The sequence below is a fragment of the Flagellimonas sp. HMM57 genome, from assembly GCF_021390175.1.
Lineage (GTDB): Bacteria > Bacteroidota > Bacteroidia > Flavobacteriales > Flavobacteriaceae > Flagellimonas.
This window is the reverse complement of record NZ_CP090004.1, coordinates 3,323,338-3,339,829: the sequence shown is the minus strand read 5'-3', so window position 1 is coordinate 3,339,829 and position 16,492 is coordinate 3,323,338. Positions and strand designations below refer to the sequence as shown.

Sequence of the window (16,492 nt, the reverse complement as noted above, 5' to 3'; positions counted from 1 at the left end):
CCATCCGCTAACTCCTTACTCATCAAAATATTACTTAATATTTTTGATATTCGCTGTGCAATGAATATGCATTATTTGGATTTAGATTTATCCATGAATATCCGTAACTTCATTATCCTGTAGAGGAATAGTACCCTTATACATCTAAAGAAAACATGAGATAATTAAAGCCTACCGTATGAAAAACGTTCTGACTTTTGCAATAATAGCTTTATTGATTCTAGCAGTATTGATTACGTATTTGGGTCTACAACGAGATACCATCGTAAATCCACCAGTAGTTACCGGTGTTGGGTTTCTGATAGTTGCAGTCGTTTTTTTTATGCTTAGAAAACGACTATAACCAAGTAGCAACACATTATTTGGACTCCCTGTAGTATCCCTTATTTGGAATTTCAATCACATACTTTTTGCGGGACGCGTTGTTCAGATGCGGTTCGCGCAACCAAGGATTATGGCGCTTCAAGATTTTATAATTGATTTCATATTCCTTTGCAAAATCAGCCCAACTGGCAACGGGCTCATCAATTTCTACCGAAAATGTAGGCACAGCTTTGTACAAATCGTCCTTTTCAACCTCAAACCCATATTTTTCAGGATTGGATAGAATTTCTTTAAGTGCCATGATTCTAAACACGTAACGCCCTGTTTCTTGACCCAACAAAAGGTCGTAGTAATCATCCACTTTTTGGATGTCCATATATTTTTTGATTCCGCCCGGACCTGCATTATAGGTAGCCGCGGTAAGTGTCCAGGTACCAAAACGCTTTTTCCATTTGTTGATATACTCACAGGCCGCCTGTGTCGATTTTCTGATATGATATCGTTCATCGACATTGGCATTGACCTCCAACCCGTATTCTTTTCCCGTAGCTTTCATAAAGTGCCACATCCCTGCTGCTCCTTTGGGCGAGGCAACATCAATCAATGCACTTTCCGCAACGGCCAAATATTTGAAATCATCCGGTATACCGTTCTTTGCGAGAATCGGTTCTATGATAGGGAAGAATTTGTTGGCGCGTTTCATCAACAACAACGCATTGGATTGCCAGTACGTGTTCACCAAAAACTCGCGGTCTACCCGTTCCATGACTTCAGGGTCGTCAAGCGGCACAGGCTCACCTGCAAAATTTAAGTCTTCTGGAATCTCTATGGCACTTATCCTATACCCATCGGTCACGTTCCTGTTAACAGGATTTTCTTTTTCAGTAGTCATAGGCTCTTTATCCTCTTCCACATTGTTCGATTGTGCGGCAAAAACAAGACTTCCCACAACTACTACCAATCCAATAACCGCTAAAATATTTTTTATATGCTTCATGTTGTCTCTCTTATACTATAAAGATACTATATAGAACTACCTTCTTCTAAAATAATTGTAGGGAGATGCTCATTAAACCATTTTGCCCTATGGATTATCATAGTATGCGTTCCCTTTTTTATAGTGATGCAATTTTTGATATTGGTTGCGGGGAACACGGCATCCGAGTCACCATGAATGTGGACAAGATTTTTAGGTGGCTCAGTCTGTTGCCAGTTTACGATGTTGTCTATGGCCCAGTCTATATAATATTTATCCCTAACAGAAAGGTATTGTTCATAAAGATGCAAACGTTTGGTTACCGTTTCCCCAAAGGCATATTTTGCCAGAAGCTCTACGTTGGACACCAAACCCGTTGGAAGTAATTTGTGTACTTTGGTATATTTTGCAAAGAGCATTTTTTTAGGGAGTTCACTACTCTTTTTCACACACGAAACCGCGATTATTTTGAAAGTGGGTCTATGCTTTGCCATTTCTTGTACCAAAAGTCCCCCAAACGACACACCAAGCAATACTGGTTTTTCGTGATGTATTTTTTTCCACATTTCCTTGGCATAGTCGGCCAAGGGCATTTTCTTTTGGGGAACGAACCATTCCAATCGATGCAGTTCAAAGGTTTCTTCCGGAAGTTTTATACCGTCAAATATAGATGGGTTGGCCGCCATTCCCGGCATAAGGTATATATGGATTTTATCGTCGGGCATTTCTCACCTAATATCGATTAAGCTAGGAATTTAACTAAATTTTCACTAATTTTGTACTCCTTTTGCAACAAGCCCCATTTTAGAATACGCATGCATCAAAAATAGGGAATAAACCAAATTACCGCTACGGTAATTTCAAAGTCAATTTAAAACAATACTACATGACAGAAATGGAAGTTAATGACAATAGTTTCTTGCGTCAATTTGAAACTAAGGTTGATGGGCATTTAGCTAAAATCGAGTACTCTTCACAGGAGCGTAAAGTATTTTTAACAAAACTGGTAATTCCTGAGGAAATTACCCAAGATGGTTTTAAAGAGACCTTTATCAAGGCCGTTTTAAATCAAATCCAAGAAAAAAACCTTAGGGTCGTACCTACAAGCCCGCACATTGCAGGTTTCTTGAGAAAAAACAGACAGTACAAAGAAATGTTGCCCGTTGGTATTCGTATCTAAGTAACAAAAGTAAAATTGATTTTAGCCTCTCTTTTCGAGAGGCTTTTTTTATGCCAATACTTCGTTCTGGACGAACTCAAAGCGGACCAAACCGTCCTCATCGATTTTGGTAAGTTCCACAGTATGCAACGTGTTCACCAATTCTGGATTCCAAGGCGCCTTTACCTTGACGTAATTTTCGGTAAACCCGTGAATGTAACCCGATTTGTTCTCTCCCTCGAACAACACGGTACGGGTACTTCCCAACTGACTTTCGTAAAATGCCCTTCGTTTTTTTGCAGATAGTCCGCGCAACATTTTACTGCGCTTGCTCCTTACATTTTTGGGCACCACGTCGTCCATACCTGCCGCTACGGTATTATCGCGTTCGGAATACGTGAATACATGCAAGTACGAAATATCCAGCTCATTGAGAAAATGGTACGTTTCCAAGAAATGTTCATCGGTCTCTCCTGGGAAACCAACAATAACATCCACCCCAATACAGGCATGTGGCATCGTTTGTTTGATTCGGTTAACCCGGTCGACATATAGATTGGACAGGTACCTGCGACGCATCAGTTTTAAAATGTCATCGCTACCGCTTTGCAAGGGAATATGAAAATGCGGGACAAAGCTATTGCTCTGGGACACAAAATCTATAGTTTCATTTTTAAGCAAGTTTGGCTCTATGGATGAAATACGAAGGCGGTGTATGCCGTCCACTACCTCCAAAGCTTTCACCAAATCCAGAAACGTATGTTCGTGCTTTTTATTCCCGAATTCGCCTTTACCGTAGTCTCCAATATTGACCCCGGTAAGTACGATTTCCTTAATGCCTTTGGAAGCAATTTCTGAAGCATTTTTCAACACATTATCTAAAGTATCACTTCTGGAAATTCCACGTGCCAATGGAATGGTACAGTACGTACACTTGTAATCGCAGCCGTCCTGTACTTTTAGGAATGCCCGGGTCCTATCGCCAATGGCGTAACTGCCCACATAAAAATCGGCGTCTTCTATCTCACAGGAATGTACTTCTCCCTTATCGTTTTTGGCAAGATCGTTCAGGTAATCGGTTATCTTGAATTTTTCGGTGGCACCCAAGACCAAGTCCACACCATCAACTGCTGCCAATTCTTCGGGTTTTAGCTGGGCATAGCACCCAACGGCAGCTACAAAAGCAGCTGGATTGCTCTTTTGCGCTTGTTTTACGATAGTCTTAAAGCGTTTATCTGCATTCTCGGTAACGGAACAGGTATTGATTACATAAATATCCGCTTCTTGGGAAAAGTCCACACGATCAAAACCCTCATCCTCAAAACTTCTGGCAATGGTAGAAGTTTCGGAAAAGTTCAGCTTGCATCCCAAAGTGTAAAAAGCAACTTTTTTGTTCATGGGTATATCCCTGATTTTTAGGGTTGCAAAGATAGGAATTAGTTGTTAGTCTTTAGTGCTTAGTAATGAGCGTTGGACTTCTATACTTTTCAACTTTCAACCTGTAAACGCCAACTTCTGACTTCCCAATCCTTATTTTATGTTCCAACTTTTAATCTCAGCATAATCAACCAACAACTCTTTGAGCTTGAACCTTGAACTTGTACTTAAACAATCCTGTTGACATCTATTTGAAATCTTGCTATTAGCACCTATAGATGTTGTAGTCTTTTTCAACTAACTTCGTTATCGGTCGATATAATTCATTAAAACAGAATCATATCTTCGACGTCAGGCTACATCATATACATTTTATGTTTGAATACAAAATAGAAAAAATAAAGTTTAAGAATAGCTTCATTTTTAAACCTAAAAACTTGGTAGTTTTAATAGGGCCTAACAATTGTGGTAAAAGTCAAGTATTAAAAGATATACTTAAAATTACTACGATTGAAAAACCTGATTCCATCGTTGTTGATGATATAAGTTACAGTTGGCCATCCAAACTTAGTGAATTGCTAGACAGTTATAATATTAACTCGATAATTGATAATGATGGTAATCATTACATAAGAACTTTAAATTCCTCTTTTAGTGGTGTAAAAAACCTATATATAGGAAATGATTGGGAAGATAGAGTTGAAAAGTGGTTAGAAAAAAAAGATGAACAGTCAAGAAAGAATTTCTCAAACTATTTTGGTAATTTCTTAGTTAACTTTTTAAGTACTGAAGATAGATTGAAAAATATCTTACAATCAAAAAGTGGAGAAGTAAATAAACAGGTTGAAAACCTTTTGCAAGCTGTATACAAAGAAGGCACAGAGATTGAGGCAAAGTTAAGAGAATTGGTTAAGGATTCATTTGAATTAGATATTTTGCTCGATTACACAAACCTTGTTAATCTTTGTTTTCGAATTTCAAAATCTTTTGGAACCGTCCCTACTGATCCTAGAGAATTAAGGAAAATACTTGAGAAAGAAAGAAGATTAGATGAGCAAGGTGATGGCTTAAAAAGTTTTATTTCAACTTTTCTATCACTTCATGTTGGACAAAAGCCAGTTTTATTATTAGATGAACCTGAAGCTTTTTTGCATCCTCCTCAAGCTCTAAAACTTGGAGAAATTATTGCAGAGCAGGCAAATAATAAAAAACAAATATTTATAGCAACACATAGTGTTGATTTGTTAAGAGGTATTTTGAACATCAGACAAGATATTGACCTTATTAGAATTACAAGAAAAGATGATATCAATAGCATAAGCCAGCTAAATCCTGAGGAAGTAAAGAAAATTGCTAACGATCCTTTATTAAGTTCAACAAGAGTTTTAGAAGGTTTGTTTTACAAAGGAGTTGTAGTGACAGAAGCAGATAGCGATTCAATTTTTTATCAAAGATTATCTAGGCAACTATTCGACAATGATGACATTCATTATACTCACTCTCATAACAAACAAACTGTTACTAAAGTCTCTATGCCATATTTTAAGTTAAAAGTTAATCATGCGGTCATTGTTGATTTTGATATACTTAGAGTATGGGATGAACTTAAACGACTATTAGAGCAAAAAAATGCAGACAGAGAAATAATTGACAAGATTAGGGAATTAAGAAAAGGTATTGTATCCGAGGTCGAATCTCAATCTCCAAAATCTATATTGACAAATTTAAAAACTGAGATTAAGGATTTACTTGATACAATAAAACTTAATGTAAGTATTGACATCATAGAATCAACAACAGTAGAAGTAAGAAGAAAATTAAAAAAGATAAGAGAAGAAAATTCACCATGGTCAAAATATAAAAATGAAGGTCGAAGACAATTGTCTGTCGATAATCAGACTAAATTTGATGAAATAAACAGTTATTGTAAAGCCATTGGGGTATTTATTGTTCCTGTAGGAGAATTAGAATCTTGGCTAGTTACAAAAGGATTGCCAAAATCGTCAAGTAAATCAAAATGGATAGTTAAAGCATTGGAGAGAATACCTGAGTTATCGGCAAAGAAAACAGATATACCATGGAGTTTTGTTTCTGAGGTTCATAATTTCTTAAAGAATTAAGACAATATAAAAATAATAGCCAAAACAGATGCAAGTTCAAAGGCTTTAGTTATCTTTATAAGTAATTTAAAATCAGTTATTTAATATTCAAACATTTTGATAACGAAACCTCTGAAAACTTTTTTTGCCAGTTCCAATACTCTTACCCAAAGTATTAGTTTTTCATCCCTTAGTTTTAGATATCAAAATCAAAAAAAAAATGCCTCATAATCCCGTAGTTTATTTTGAAATTCCGGTAACCGATATGAACAGGTCTGTAACATTTTACAGTGCTATATTTAACTTGAGCTTTGAGAGAGCAATTATCGATGGCAATGAAATGGCGCTATTTCCTTTTGCGGAAAATAGCCTTGGGATTTCCGGAGCTTTGGCCAAAGGTGATATTTATAAACCTACCAAAGATGGAGCCGTTATATACTTTAAAACGGACAGTATTGACGAGACCCTGCTTTTGGTCACCAAAAATGGCGGGCAGCTATTATACCCCAAGACCTCAAACGGTGATCTAGGCTTTGTCGCCGAATTTCAAGATACTGAAGGAAACAGGATTGCACTGCACCAATCCTTACAATAATCGTTCTAATAATTCCGCCACTTTTTGGTCAGCTCAAATACATGCTCTAAAATTCGGGCTTCGGTGGCATCAAAAGTAACACCTCTACGCGCCATCATGACTTCTGCAGCCTCAAAAGCACGCTTGGGTGCGTAGGTCGTAAAGCCCGAGGCACCGCCCCAGCTGAAGCTGGGCACAAAATTTCTTGGAAATCCAGGCACATAAATATTGGAATTGACCCCAATGACCGTTCCCGTATTGAACATCGTATTGATGGCCGTTTTACTATGGTCGCCCATCATAAGTCCGCAAAATTGCAATCCCGTATGGTCAAATTTTTCGGTGGCATAGTTCCAAAGGCGCACTTTGGCGTAATTGTTCTTTAGATTGGAGTTGTTGGAATCCGCTCCAATATTGCACCATTCCCCTAACACCGCATTGCCTAGATACCCGTCATGACCCTTACTGGAATACCCAAAAATTACCGAGTTGTTAATTTCTCCACATACCTTGCCATAAGGTCCTATTGTAGTTGGACCGTATAGTTTCGCCCCCATCTTCACAATAGCATTATCGCATAGCGCTAAAGCGCCCCGTACGAGGCAGCCCTCCCATATTTCGGCATTTTTACCAATATAAATAGGGCCTTTGGTGGCATTGAGTATACTATGCTCCACCTGCGCACCTTCTTCCAAGAAAATATTTTCTGGGTGAATCAAGCGGTTGGTATCTGAAATTGGGGCACTTTTACGCCCTTTGGTAATCATATCAAAATCGGCCTGAAGCGCTTCACCGTTTTTGGAAAAGATATCCCATGTAAAATCTACGGTTAGCACTTCGTCTTCAAAATGAATGGCCTTGCATTGGGAAACCTCTACTTCTGTATTTGGATTTGCCGTACGATAGGCCACAAGTTTATCTTCATAAAAAATAGCCTCGTTCACGTCCAAGGAAACAATCTTTTCCACAAGTGCCACATTTGGCAAAAAAGAAGCCGTAATCACAATGTTGTCATCTGCAGTGACCATTCGATACTTTTCAGATAGATATTCCTCTGTCTTAAAACTTATGGTCGTATTCAGGTACCTCTCCCATTTTTCGCGAATGGTCAAGATTCCGATCCTGATTTCCGCAACGGGGCGGGTAAAGGTAAATGGTAATAAGGCTGTACGCTGCGGACCGTCTGAAAGTATATAGTTCATGGTTGTGGTTTCAAAAGTGTAAAAATAAAAAACGCCCCTGACATTCATCAGGGGCGTTATATTTTATTCAGAAAAAGGCTTACTTAGTGCTTTTCTCTTCTTTCTTGAATTTTTTGTACTTGTTCTTAAATTTATCGATTCTACCAGCGGTATCGACCAATTTAGTCTTACCAGTATAGTATGGGTGTGAAGTTCTTGATATTTCCAGTTTCACCAAAGGATATTCAACACCGTCTACAGTGATAGTTTCTTTTGCATCTGCGGTAGATTTAGTAATAAAGACATCGTCATTGGACATATCCTTAAAAGCTACCAATCTATAATTTTCTGGGTGTATACCTTTTCTCATCGTCGTAAATACTTAATCTTCGAATTTTTCGAGGTGCAAATTTAATCATTTCTTTTAGTACTGCAACTGAAAAAGAGGAAAAAAGAAAAAATTACCTTTGATTGTAACAAAATTCTTAAAGTAAACACTAACAAGCAACAATCACCACTAAATATTTAGAACAAATGGAAGAAAATCAACCTAAAACGGGAAAGTTTGCCCTCAATTACGGAATATTATTGGGACTGGTCTCAATAGTATTCAGTGTCATGCTCTATACTCAAAACATGCATTATGAGATGAGCACTCCTATAATTGTAGTATCAATAGTTTTAACTATCATTGTCATCTTTTTAGGTGTAAATGCTTTTAAAAAAGCTAATTCGGGATATTTAAAAATTGTCGAAGCGTTAAAGGTCGCTGTGGGTATAGCATTAGTTTCCACAATACTCTCTTTAGCGTACCAGTATGTACTCATAAACTTTATAGAACCCGATTTCATGGATAAAGCCTTGGAATTGGCAAAAGCTAAAACTTTTGAAGACAATCCTTCACTCACAGAGGAACAATGGGAACAAGGAGCGGCCATGCAGAAAAAATTTGCTTGGATGCGCTACCCCATAGGATTGATCATTAGCTGTGTACTGGGCCTTGTTATCGGTCTTGTTACAGGTCTTATCCTAAAAAAGGACAAAGCCTCCTACTAAGGCAAAAAATACTATTTTTGAAGGGAATTCCAGAATGTAACAATGCAGATTTCCATTGTAATCCCTTTACTTAACGAACAAGAATCGCTTATAGAACTCCATGATTGGATTGCAAACGTTATGCAATCCAATCATTTTGTTTATGAAGTTATTTTCATAGATGATGGGAGTACGGATGATTCTTGGCAGATAATTTCTAAACTGTCCAAGAAAAACGATAGCGTAAAGGGAATACGGTTTCTTAAGAATTATGGGAAGTCACAGGCATTGCATGCAGGGTTCAAAGCTGCTTCGGGTGATGTGGTAATCACCATGGATGCCGACCTACAGGACAATCCCGAAGAAATCCCAGAACTGTACCACTTGATAAAGGAAGAGGGCAACCATATTGTTTCTGGCTGGAAAAAGAAACGATACGATTCGGTCATTGCCAAGAATATCCCTTCAAAATTATTCAATTGGGCCGCTAGAAAAACATCTGGCGTTAAACTAAATGATTTTAATTGTGGCCTAAAGGCATATCAAAGCGTTGTTGTAAAAAATATAGAGGTGTCTGGCGAAATGCACCGTTATATTCCCGTACTTGCCAAAAATGCGGGCTTCTCAAAAATTACCGAAAAAGTGGTGCAGCACCAGTCTCGAAAATATGGGACCACCAAGTTTGGTGTGGACCGATTCATCAATGGTTTTTTGGATTTAATAACCATCTGGTTTGTTTCCAAATTTGGACGCCAACCTATGCACTTGTTCGGTGCTCTGGGCGTACTCATGTTCATTGTTGGCTTTGGATTTTCTATTTACTTGGGAATAGATAAAATAGTCATAAATCCAACTGGGCGACTCATTACCGATAGACCACAATTTTTTATAGCACTTACGGCAATGCTGATAGGAACCCAGTTCTTTTTGGCCGGTTTTTTAGGGGAAATCATGGTACGATCCAGAAAAAATGATACCCGTTACAACATCTCCGATAAAATTAATGTTTAGCACGCCGCCCCACATAGATTCTTTGTATTTTTAAATCCGATAAAAGCTACATCTAAATGGATTCCATACTAACTTCTGCCAAATCATGGCTAACCGATTTTTTTGACCCAGAAGTCAAAAAAGAAATTCAACATCTTATAGAAAACGATACCGAAGCCTTAAAAGAACGGTTCTACAAAAATTTGGAATTCGGTACCGGCGGAATGAGGGGAGTTATGGGCGTCGGCACCAATAGAATCAACAAATATACATTAGGAAAGAATACACAGGGCCTAAGTAACTACCTTAAAAAAACCTATGCTGGAGAAACGGTGAAAGTCGTGATTGCTTACGATTGCAGGCATAATTCCGATACTTTGGCAAAAACGGTTGCTGAGGTTTTCTCTGCTAACGGCATCAAGGTCTTTTTATTCTCAGAACTTAGGACTACGCCAGAGCTTTCTTTTGCCGTAAAATACTTGAATTGTCATGCAGGAATTGTGTTGACTGCATCGCACAATCCACCGGAATACAATGGTTACAAAGTATATTGGACCGATGGTGGACAGATTGTACCCCCTCAGGATGGTGAAATTATTTCAGAAATCGATGCCTTGTCTTTTGAAGACATTAAATTCAAAGCGAATGACAGTCTTATCGAATTGATTGACAAAGATGTGGATGAAGCTTTTTTTGATGCTTCGGTAAAGAATGGAAGCTTTGGAGCAAAGGGAAAAGATGATTTTAAAATTGTCTTTACTTCATTGCATGGTACGTCCATAACTGCAATCCCCGAGGTTTTAAAACGTGCTGGTTACAAAAACGTAACTATTATAGAGGAACAGGCTAAACCGGATGGAAACTTCCCAACGGTAAAGTCACCGAATCCAGAAGAGCCCGAAGCTTTGGAAATAGCCATGAAAAAAGCTGAAGAAATTGGTGCCGATATGGTCGTGGGTACCGACCCGGACAGTGACCGATTGGGAATAGCCGTGCGAAATTTAGAAGGGAATATGGAATTGCTCAACGGAAACCAGACCATGGTCATGATGACCAAATTCTTGTTGGACAAATACCAACAAAATGGATTCAAGGGCAATGAATTCGTAGCCACCACCATTGTTTCGACTCCAATGATGGAACAAATGGCAAAAGCATATGGTGTAGAATTCAAAACGGCATTGACCGGATTCAAGTGGATCGGTAAAATGATCAAGGATTTTCCAGATTCAAATTTTGTTGGTGGAGGAGAAGAGAGTTTTGGCTATATGGTGGGAGATTTTGTGCGGGACAAGGATGCTGTTACCTCTACCCTACTCGCCTGTGAAATTGCAGCGGATGCAAAGGCCAATGGAAGTTCTTTTTATGAGGAATTGGTAGATGCCTACGTAAAATTTGGATTCTATAAGGAGAAGCTTATTTCCTTGACCAAAAAAGGAATCAGCGGCGCAGAGGAAATCAAGCAAATGTTGGTTGATTTCAAGGAGAATCCCGTAGCATCCGTTCAGGGTTCAAAAGTGGTTTGGATAGAGGATTACAATACCACTATTGCCAAAAATGTGCAGACCGGTGAAGAAAAAACAATCGATTTACCAAAATCGAACGTTTTAATCTATGAAACCGAAGATGGTACAAGAATAGCTGCCAGACCCAGCGGTACCGAGCCCAAGGTTAAATTCTATATCAGTACAAACGCTACATTGGAAAAGGCGGAGGATTATAAATCCGTAAATTCGCAGCTGGAAGCCAAGTTGGACGGCATCCAATCTGAATTGAATTTATAAATTAATGAATTACTTTAAGAAAATCCTCCAATTTGCGGTACCGTATCGTAAATATGGGTTTCTGAATATTTTTTTCAATATTCTCTATGCACTTTTTAGTGCACTTTCTTTTGCAGCATTGATTCCTATGTTGGATGTGCTGTTCAAACCAGAAGAAAAGGTCTTCGAAGAGCCAGAGTATCCTGGTTTTGCTGGTTTAAAAGACTATTTACAGGACTATATCAATTTTAGGGTCACCGCGTATTCAGGGGACGATGACATGAAAGGATTGGTTTTGGTCATTGGTCTTGTGCTCGTTCTTTTCCTGCTAAAAAATGCATTCAATTATTGTGCAATGTATTTTATCACCTTTCTAAGAAATGGTGTTTTAAAGGATATCCGCAATAAAATGTACCGTAAAATTGTGGATTTGCCCATTTCCTATTTTTCAGAAAAACGAAAAGGTGACGTTATCGCACGAATAACATCGGATGTATTGGAAATTCAGCATTCTTTCTTGTCCGTTTTGGAGTTGATCGTTAGGGAGCCTTTAACAATCTTGTTTACGATACTGATCATGTTTGGAATTAGTACGAAACTGACCATTTTTGTTTTTGTCTTTATCCCTATTGCTGGAATGATTATCTCAAGAATTGGCAAATCACTCAAAAAACAGTCGGATAAGGTACAAAAGGAACAAGGTGAATTTCTTTCTATAGTAGAAGAAACCCTGAGCGGGCTTCGGGTCATCAAAGCTTTCAATTCCGAGTCGAGATTTTACAATACATTTAAAGCTTCCACCAGCCGATTTTTCAAATTCTCAAACTCTTTGCTGAACAGACAAAACCTAGCATCACCCACAGGTGAATTTTTAGGAATTTTGGTTATTGGCGTCTTGTTGTGGTTTGGAGGTAAAATGGTATTGGTAGATAAAACTCTGGATGCCTCTTCTTTTATTGCATACATGGGACTGGCCTACAACATCCTCACCCCGGCCAAAGCTATAAGTAAAGCTTCCTATGGAGTTCGCAAGGGAAATGCAGCCGCAGAACGGGTATTGGAAGTACTTGAGTCTGAAAATCCAATATCCGATAGTGGGAATGCTCTTGAAAAATTGAACTTCACTGACGATGTAACCTTAAAAGATGTTTCCTTTAAATATGAGGAAGACTACGTTTTAAAGGATTTTAATCTAAAGGTGAAAAAAGGCCATACGGTAGCACTCGTGGGACAATCCGGTAGTGGCAAAAGTACTATTGCCAATCTTGTCACCCGCTTTTATGATGTGAACAAAGGTGAAATTTTAATTGATGGAACCAACATTAAGGATATCACCAAAAAATCGTTGAGAGGTTTAATGGGATTGGTCACCCAAGATTCCATTTTGTTCAACGATACCGTGAAAAATAATATTGGCCTTGGAAAAGAAGGGGCTAGCGAAGATGAGATTATTGAAGCTGCCAAAGTTGCCAATGCCCATGATTTTATTGTGGAATTGCCGAACGGTTATGATACCAATATCGGAGATAGCGGAAATAAGTTAAGTGGTGGTCAAAAACAACGGCTGTCCATTGCTAGGGCCGTATTGAAGAATCCTCCTATTATGATTCTAGATGAAGCCACATCTGCATTGGATACCGAAAGTGAGCGACTTGTTCAAGACGCGTTGGAAAATATGATGAAGAATAGAACATCACTGGTTATTGCGCATCGCCTTTCTACCATCCAAAATGCCGATTCCATAGTCGTGCTGAGCAAAGGAAAAATTGTGGAACAAGGAACACATGACGAACTCATGAAATCACAAAAAGGCTACAAAAAACTGGTTGAAATGCAGTCCTTCACTGTATAATTAAACCTTTCTATAAAAATTGAGTCAAAGCTTTAAATTGTAGTACAATTGATTGCTGAGGAAGCCTTAGTCAAAGAATTAAAACAGAAAGATAGCCAAGCAAAGGCCTTTGAAGTGTTGGTCAATACTTACAAAGAACGATTGTATTGGCATATTCGTAGAATTGTCTTAAATCATGACGATGCCGATGATGTGCTTCAAAACACGTTCATCAAAGTATATAAGAATATTGATGGTTTTAAAGGCGATAGCAAGCTCTATTCTTGGATGTACCGTATTGCAACCAATGAGTCTTTGACTTTTTTAAAACAGAAGTCCAAAAAAATGGGGATTAGTAATGAGGAGCTTAAAACGGCTTTGGTAGAAAATTTGCAGTCGGATGTCTATTTTGAAGGAGATGAAATTCAGTTAAAATTGCAAAAAGCACTGGCAACCCTTCCTGATAAGCAGAAATTGGTTTTTACCATGAAATATTTTCAGGAAATGAAATATGAAGACATTTCAGAAGTCCTCGAAACATCCGTAGGGGCATTAAAGGCTTCCTATCATTTGGCGGTTAAAAAGATTGAAACCTATCTTAAATCAGATTAAACCTTTTAAAGAATTGACTATCAAACCATAAAGATGGACAAAGAGAAAAAAAATACGTTTAATACCCCAGAAGGTTACTTTGATAGTTTCCATGAACGACTTATGGATAAAATTGAAGGGGGAGAAATCAAAGAAGCGGAAGCTAGCATTCCAAAATCTGATGGTTTTGCCATTCCCAAAGGGTATTTTAATTCGTTTGACCAAAAAGTGATGGACAAGGTCAGTCAAAAAACCGTAAAGGTCATCGAATTGAAATCATATAAGAAGTTTTATTACGGAGCTGCTGCCATAGCTGCTATTTTCATTGTGATTTTTGGCATAACTTGGAACAGTGAACCAAAAGTTGATTTTGCCGATTTGGCCAGTGCAGAAATAGATTCTTATTTTGATACCACAGATTTTGAGCTAAGCTCTTACGAAATCGCAGAAATAATTGAAGTTGAAGAATTGGAAATAAATGATATACTGGAAACAGCATTAGATAAAGAAAATATCTTAGATTATTTAAATGAGAATGTTGACGATATCGAAGATTTAAATTTAGAATACAATGATTATGAATAGAGCTTTACTCATAGCATTTGTTTTTTTATTGGGAACTAATTGGTTTTATGCCCAGCGTCCCGCCAAGGATAGAATAAAAACATTGAAAGTGGCGTACTTGACGGAACAACTAAGCCTGACAAAGGAAGAAGCACAGGAATTTTGGCCAGTTTATAATGCACATGAAGAAGTAATGGACAATATTCGAAAAAAGGAGCGCCAACATTTTGGAAATCGTTTTGATAATATTTCTGAGTTATCCGAGAGTGAAGCTGACAAAATAATTGAACAGTTCATTAAACTACAAGCAGAAAAGCATAAAATAGAACAAGATTTCATCAAAGATCTGCAAAGCGTTATTCCCTCAAAAAAAGTGATTTTGTTGTTTAGGGCCGAACGAAGTTTTAAAAAGCGATTGATTCAACAATATCGAAAACGAAAAGAAGGCGGATAGCTTAAAAATCAACAAAGAACATTAGAAAAGGGCCATTTGGCCCTTTTTTAATTGAATTCGTCTTGAGTTCATTAAACCTTTTGCCAATATCAGAGTCAAAATCATAGAAATACATAAAATTCTATACTATGAAAAACTTAAAATTGATTTTGATGATGCTAGCATTAGTAGGGACTTTTAGCATTGCAAGTGCACAAAATACAGTAGTTCGGGTATATCCAAAGCACGGGACTGTGGTCAAAACGGTCAATAAGCCCAGAGTTGTTGTCCACAATAAAACTAATTTCTATTTCTCCGATGGTGTCTGGTACAGAGCCCAAGGCCGTAATTATGTGGTAGCGGCTGCACCAGTTGGAATAAAAGTAAGGAAACTCCCCAGAACGCGAAGTGTGGTAATGGTCAATGGCAGGAAACTATATAAATATAGAGGAGTGTGGTACAGAAAAACAGGTAGAAACTATGTAGTTGTAAATGTTTAGTTGATTTATTTAGGTTGGTTAAAAGAGCGAGAGGTATTTTTATCCCCGCTCTTTTTATTTGAATGTCAATCTTGCTATTCTATTTTTTCCTGCTGCATACGCTATGGAATCGTTCAAAAATCGAATCGTATAAAAACCTTCCTCACTCATGGATTGCCATGTCTGTCCCTGGTCTTTTGAGTATGAGATTCCCGTAAACCCAACTGCTACAATGCCTTTTCCACCTGAATTAGGTACAAACTGCACACAACTTTTATAACCCGGTTCTTGATTATCAGCAATAGTCCGCCATGTCTTACCACCATCCATGGTAATTATTTTGTTCTTCTTATTTGCTTTGGGCGAAGTATAGTCACCTCCTATTCCAAATCCTAGATTTTCGTCATAAAAATCGATGGAATAGATTCCTTCAGTAGGTTTTTTACTTAACATAGGTGTTCGTATTACCGACCAAGACTTCCCCCTATCCGGAGAAAAATAAATAGTTCCTTCAGTCGTGGCCACCCACGTTTTATCTCCTACTGTTTCAATATTGGTATTACTGGCAGCAAAGGCACCTTCCCCATTGGCAGCTTTGGGCAATACATTGCATGCTAACTTATTCCAGCTTTTACCACCATCTCTGGTAATTAATATGGATAAACAACCGTTCATGCTGTCCCCCACAGCAATCCCTTCGGTAGTGTTCCAAAACTTAAGGGCATCGTAAAAAACACCTTCCCCATCTTCTTGGTATACCAATTCCATTTGGCCATTTTCCCCAGTTTTATAGAGTAGTGCAGGGTTAGCAACGGAAAGCATAAAGAAATCAGCATTTGTATGACCAACTCCTCTAAATTCAGGTAGTATGGAATCCTGTTTTTGAACATTTCCACGAACTTTGTCCGTATTTGTATTTACAGAACCATACATCCCGTTGCTTCCGGCAAAAGCCAATGTTTGCTTATCCAAAAACTCTATCGCCCTAATACTGACAGAATCCGTATAGACCGTTTTTATGGCTACGGATGAGAAGGTTTTTATTTTTTCTTCGGAAGCACATCCGACTATTAATAAAAAACCAAGAATATATACTGATTTGCGCATCATTTCCAT

At 38.0% G+C, this 16,492-nt stretch carries 18 protein-coding genes; 12 read left to right on the top strand and 6 right to left on the bottom strand.

Annotation, left to right across the window (positions count from 1 at the left end; all coding sequences use genetic code 11):
• Nucleotides 1-178 precede the first annotated feature (178 nt).
• Nucleotides 179-343: a hypothetical protein gene (locus LV716_RS14775; RefSeq protein ID WP_163418556.1), complete on the top strand. Its 165-nt coding sequence runs from the start codon at nucleotides 179-181 to the stop codon at nucleotides 341-343.
• A 15-nt stretch (nucleotides 344-358) separates the two neighbouring features.
• Here the strand turns inward: LV716_RS14775 and LV716_RS14770 are convergent, their stop codons facing one another.
• A complete protein-coding gene (locus LV716_RS14770) occupies nucleotides 359-1,321 on the bottom strand; it encodes a lytic transglycosylase domain-containing protein (RefSeq protein WP_163418555.1) in 963 nt (320 codons plus the stop codon).
• A 26-nt stretch (nucleotides 1,322-1,347) separates the two neighbouring features.
• Nucleotides 1,348-2,025: an alpha/beta hydrolase gene (locus LV716_RS14765; protein WP_163418554.1), complete on the bottom strand. Its 678-nt coding sequence runs from the start codon at nucleotides 2,023-2,025 to the stop codon at nucleotides 1,348-1,350.
• Nucleotides 2,026-2,186: 161 nt separating this feature from the next.
• Here LV716_RS14765 and LV716_RS14760 point away from each other — a divergent pair, with 161 nt between their 5' ends.
• On the top strand, nucleotides 2,187-2,480 hold the full coding sequence (locus LV716_RS14760; protein ID WP_163418553.1) for a GNAT family N-acetyltransferase: 294 nt from the start codon (nucleotides 2,187-2,189) through the stop codon (nucleotides 2,478-2,480).
• Nucleotides 2,481-2,528: 48 nt separating this feature from the next.
• On the opposite strand, the gene mtaB is transcribed toward LV716_RS14760, so the two are convergent.
• Nucleotides 2,529-3,857, bottom strand: coding sequence for a tRNA (N(6)-L-threonylcarbamoyladenosine(37)-C(2))-methylthiotransferase MtaB (gene mtaB / locus LV716_RS14755; RefSeq protein ID WP_163418552.1), 1,329 nt, complete (start codon nucleotides 3,855-3,857; stop codon nucleotides 2,529-2,531).
• Between the two features lie 353 nt (nucleotides 3,858-4,210).
• On the opposite strand from mtaB, the gene LV716_RS14750 reads away from it, so the two are divergent.
• Nucleotides 4,211-5,956 (top strand): ATP-dependent endonuclease, encoded by a 1,746-nt coding sequence (locus tag LV716_RS14750; protein ID WP_163418551.1) that lies wholly within the window; start codon nucleotides 4,211-4,213, stop codon nucleotides 5,954-5,956.
• A 199-nt stretch (nucleotides 5,957-6,155) separates the two neighbouring features.
• Nucleotides 6,156-6,530 carry a VOC family protein gene (locus LV716_RS14745; RefSeq protein WP_163418550.1) on the top strand — a complete coding sequence of 125 codons (375 nt, stop codon included), beginning with the start codon at nucleotides 6,156-6,158 and terminating at the stop codon, nucleotides 6,528-6,530.
• A 5-nt stretch (nucleotides 6,531-6,535) separates the two neighbouring features.
• Here LV716_RS14745 and LV716_RS14740 read toward each other — a convergent pair whose 3' ends face one another.
• Together LV716_RS14740 and LV716_RS14735 are read right to left on the bottom strand one after the other, a co-directional pair.
• The gene (locus tag LV716_RS14740; protein WP_163418549.1) at nucleotides 6,536-7,711 is read right to left on the bottom strand and encodes a GlmU family protein; all 1,176 of its coding nucleotides are present in this window, start codon (nucleotides 7,709-7,711) and stop codon (nucleotides 6,536-6,538) included.
• A 79-nt stretch (nucleotides 7,712-7,790) separates the two neighbouring features.
• Nucleotides 7,791-8,060: a type B 50S ribosomal protein L31 gene (locus LV716_RS14735; RefSeq protein ID WP_163418548.1), complete on the bottom strand. Its 270-nt coding sequence runs from the start codon at nucleotides 8,058-8,060 to the stop codon at nucleotides 7,791-7,793.
• Nucleotides 8,061-8,224: 164 nt separating this feature from the next.
• Here LV716_RS14735 and LV716_RS14730 point away from each other — a divergent pair, with 164 nt between their 5' ends.
• From LV716_RS14730 to LV716_RS14695, 8 genes are all read left to right on the top strand, one after another.
• Entirely contained in the window at nucleotides 8,225-8,746 is a 522-nt protein-coding gene (locus LV716_RS14730; protein WP_163418547.1) for a DUF4199 domain-containing protein, read from the top strand.
• A gap of 42 nt (nucleotides 8,747-8,788) precedes the next feature.
• Nucleotides 8,789-9,736, top strand: coding sequence for a glycosyltransferase family 2 protein (locus tag LV716_RS14725; RefSeq protein ID WP_163418546.1), 948 nt, complete (start codon nucleotides 8,789-8,791; stop codon nucleotides 9,734-9,736).
• A gap of 56 nt (nucleotides 9,737-9,792) precedes the next feature.
• Nucleotides 9,793-11,499 carry a phospho-sugar mutase gene (locus LV716_RS14720; protein WP_163418545.1) on the top strand — a complete coding sequence of 569 codons (1,707 nt, stop codon included), beginning with the start codon at nucleotides 9,793-9,795 and terminating at the stop codon, nucleotides 11,497-11,499.
• A gap of 4 nt (nucleotides 11,500-11,503) precedes the next feature.
• Nucleotides 11,504-13,330 carry an ABC transporter ATP-binding protein gene (locus LV716_RS14715; RefSeq protein ID WP_163418544.1) on the top strand — a complete coding sequence of 609 codons (1,827 nt, stop codon included), beginning with the start codon at nucleotides 11,504-11,506 and terminating at the stop codon, nucleotides 13,328-13,330.
• A gap of 48 nt (nucleotides 13,331-13,378) precedes the next feature.
• Complete coding sequence (locus LV716_RS14710) at nucleotides 13,379-13,921, top strand: RNA polymerase sigma factor (RefSeq protein ID WP_163418543.1); 543 nt, start codon at nucleotides 13,379-13,381, stop codon at nucleotides 13,919-13,921.
• 33 nt (nucleotides 13,922-13,954) lie between these two features.
• Nucleotides 13,955-14,485 carry a hypothetical protein gene (locus LV716_RS14705; RefSeq protein WP_163418542.1) on the top strand — a complete coding sequence of 177 codons (531 nt, stop codon included), beginning with the start codon at nucleotides 13,955-13,957 and terminating at the stop codon, nucleotides 14,483-14,485.
• A complete protein-coding gene (locus LV716_RS14700; protein ID WP_163418541.1) occupies nucleotides 14,478-14,918 on the top strand; it encodes a hypothetical protein in 441 nt (146 codons plus the stop codon). Before LV716_RS14705 ends, LV716_RS14700 begins: the two co-directional genes overlap by 8 nt.
• 128 nt (nucleotides 14,919-15,046) lie before the next feature.
• Nucleotides 15,047-15,397, top strand: a complete 351-nt coding sequence (locus LV716_RS14695) for a DUF6515 family protein (protein WP_163418540.1) — start codon at nucleotides 15,047-15,049, stop codon at nucleotides 15,395-15,397.
• Between the two features lie 54 nt (nucleotides 15,398-15,451).
• On the opposite strand, the gene LV716_RS14690 is transcribed toward LV716_RS14695, so the two are convergent.
• A complete protein-coding gene (locus LV716_RS14690) occupies nucleotides 15,452-16,483 on the bottom strand; it encodes an oxidoreductase (RefSeq protein ID WP_163418539.1) in 1,032 nt (343 codons plus the stop codon).
• Nucleotides 16,484-16,492 lie beyond the last annotated feature (9 nt).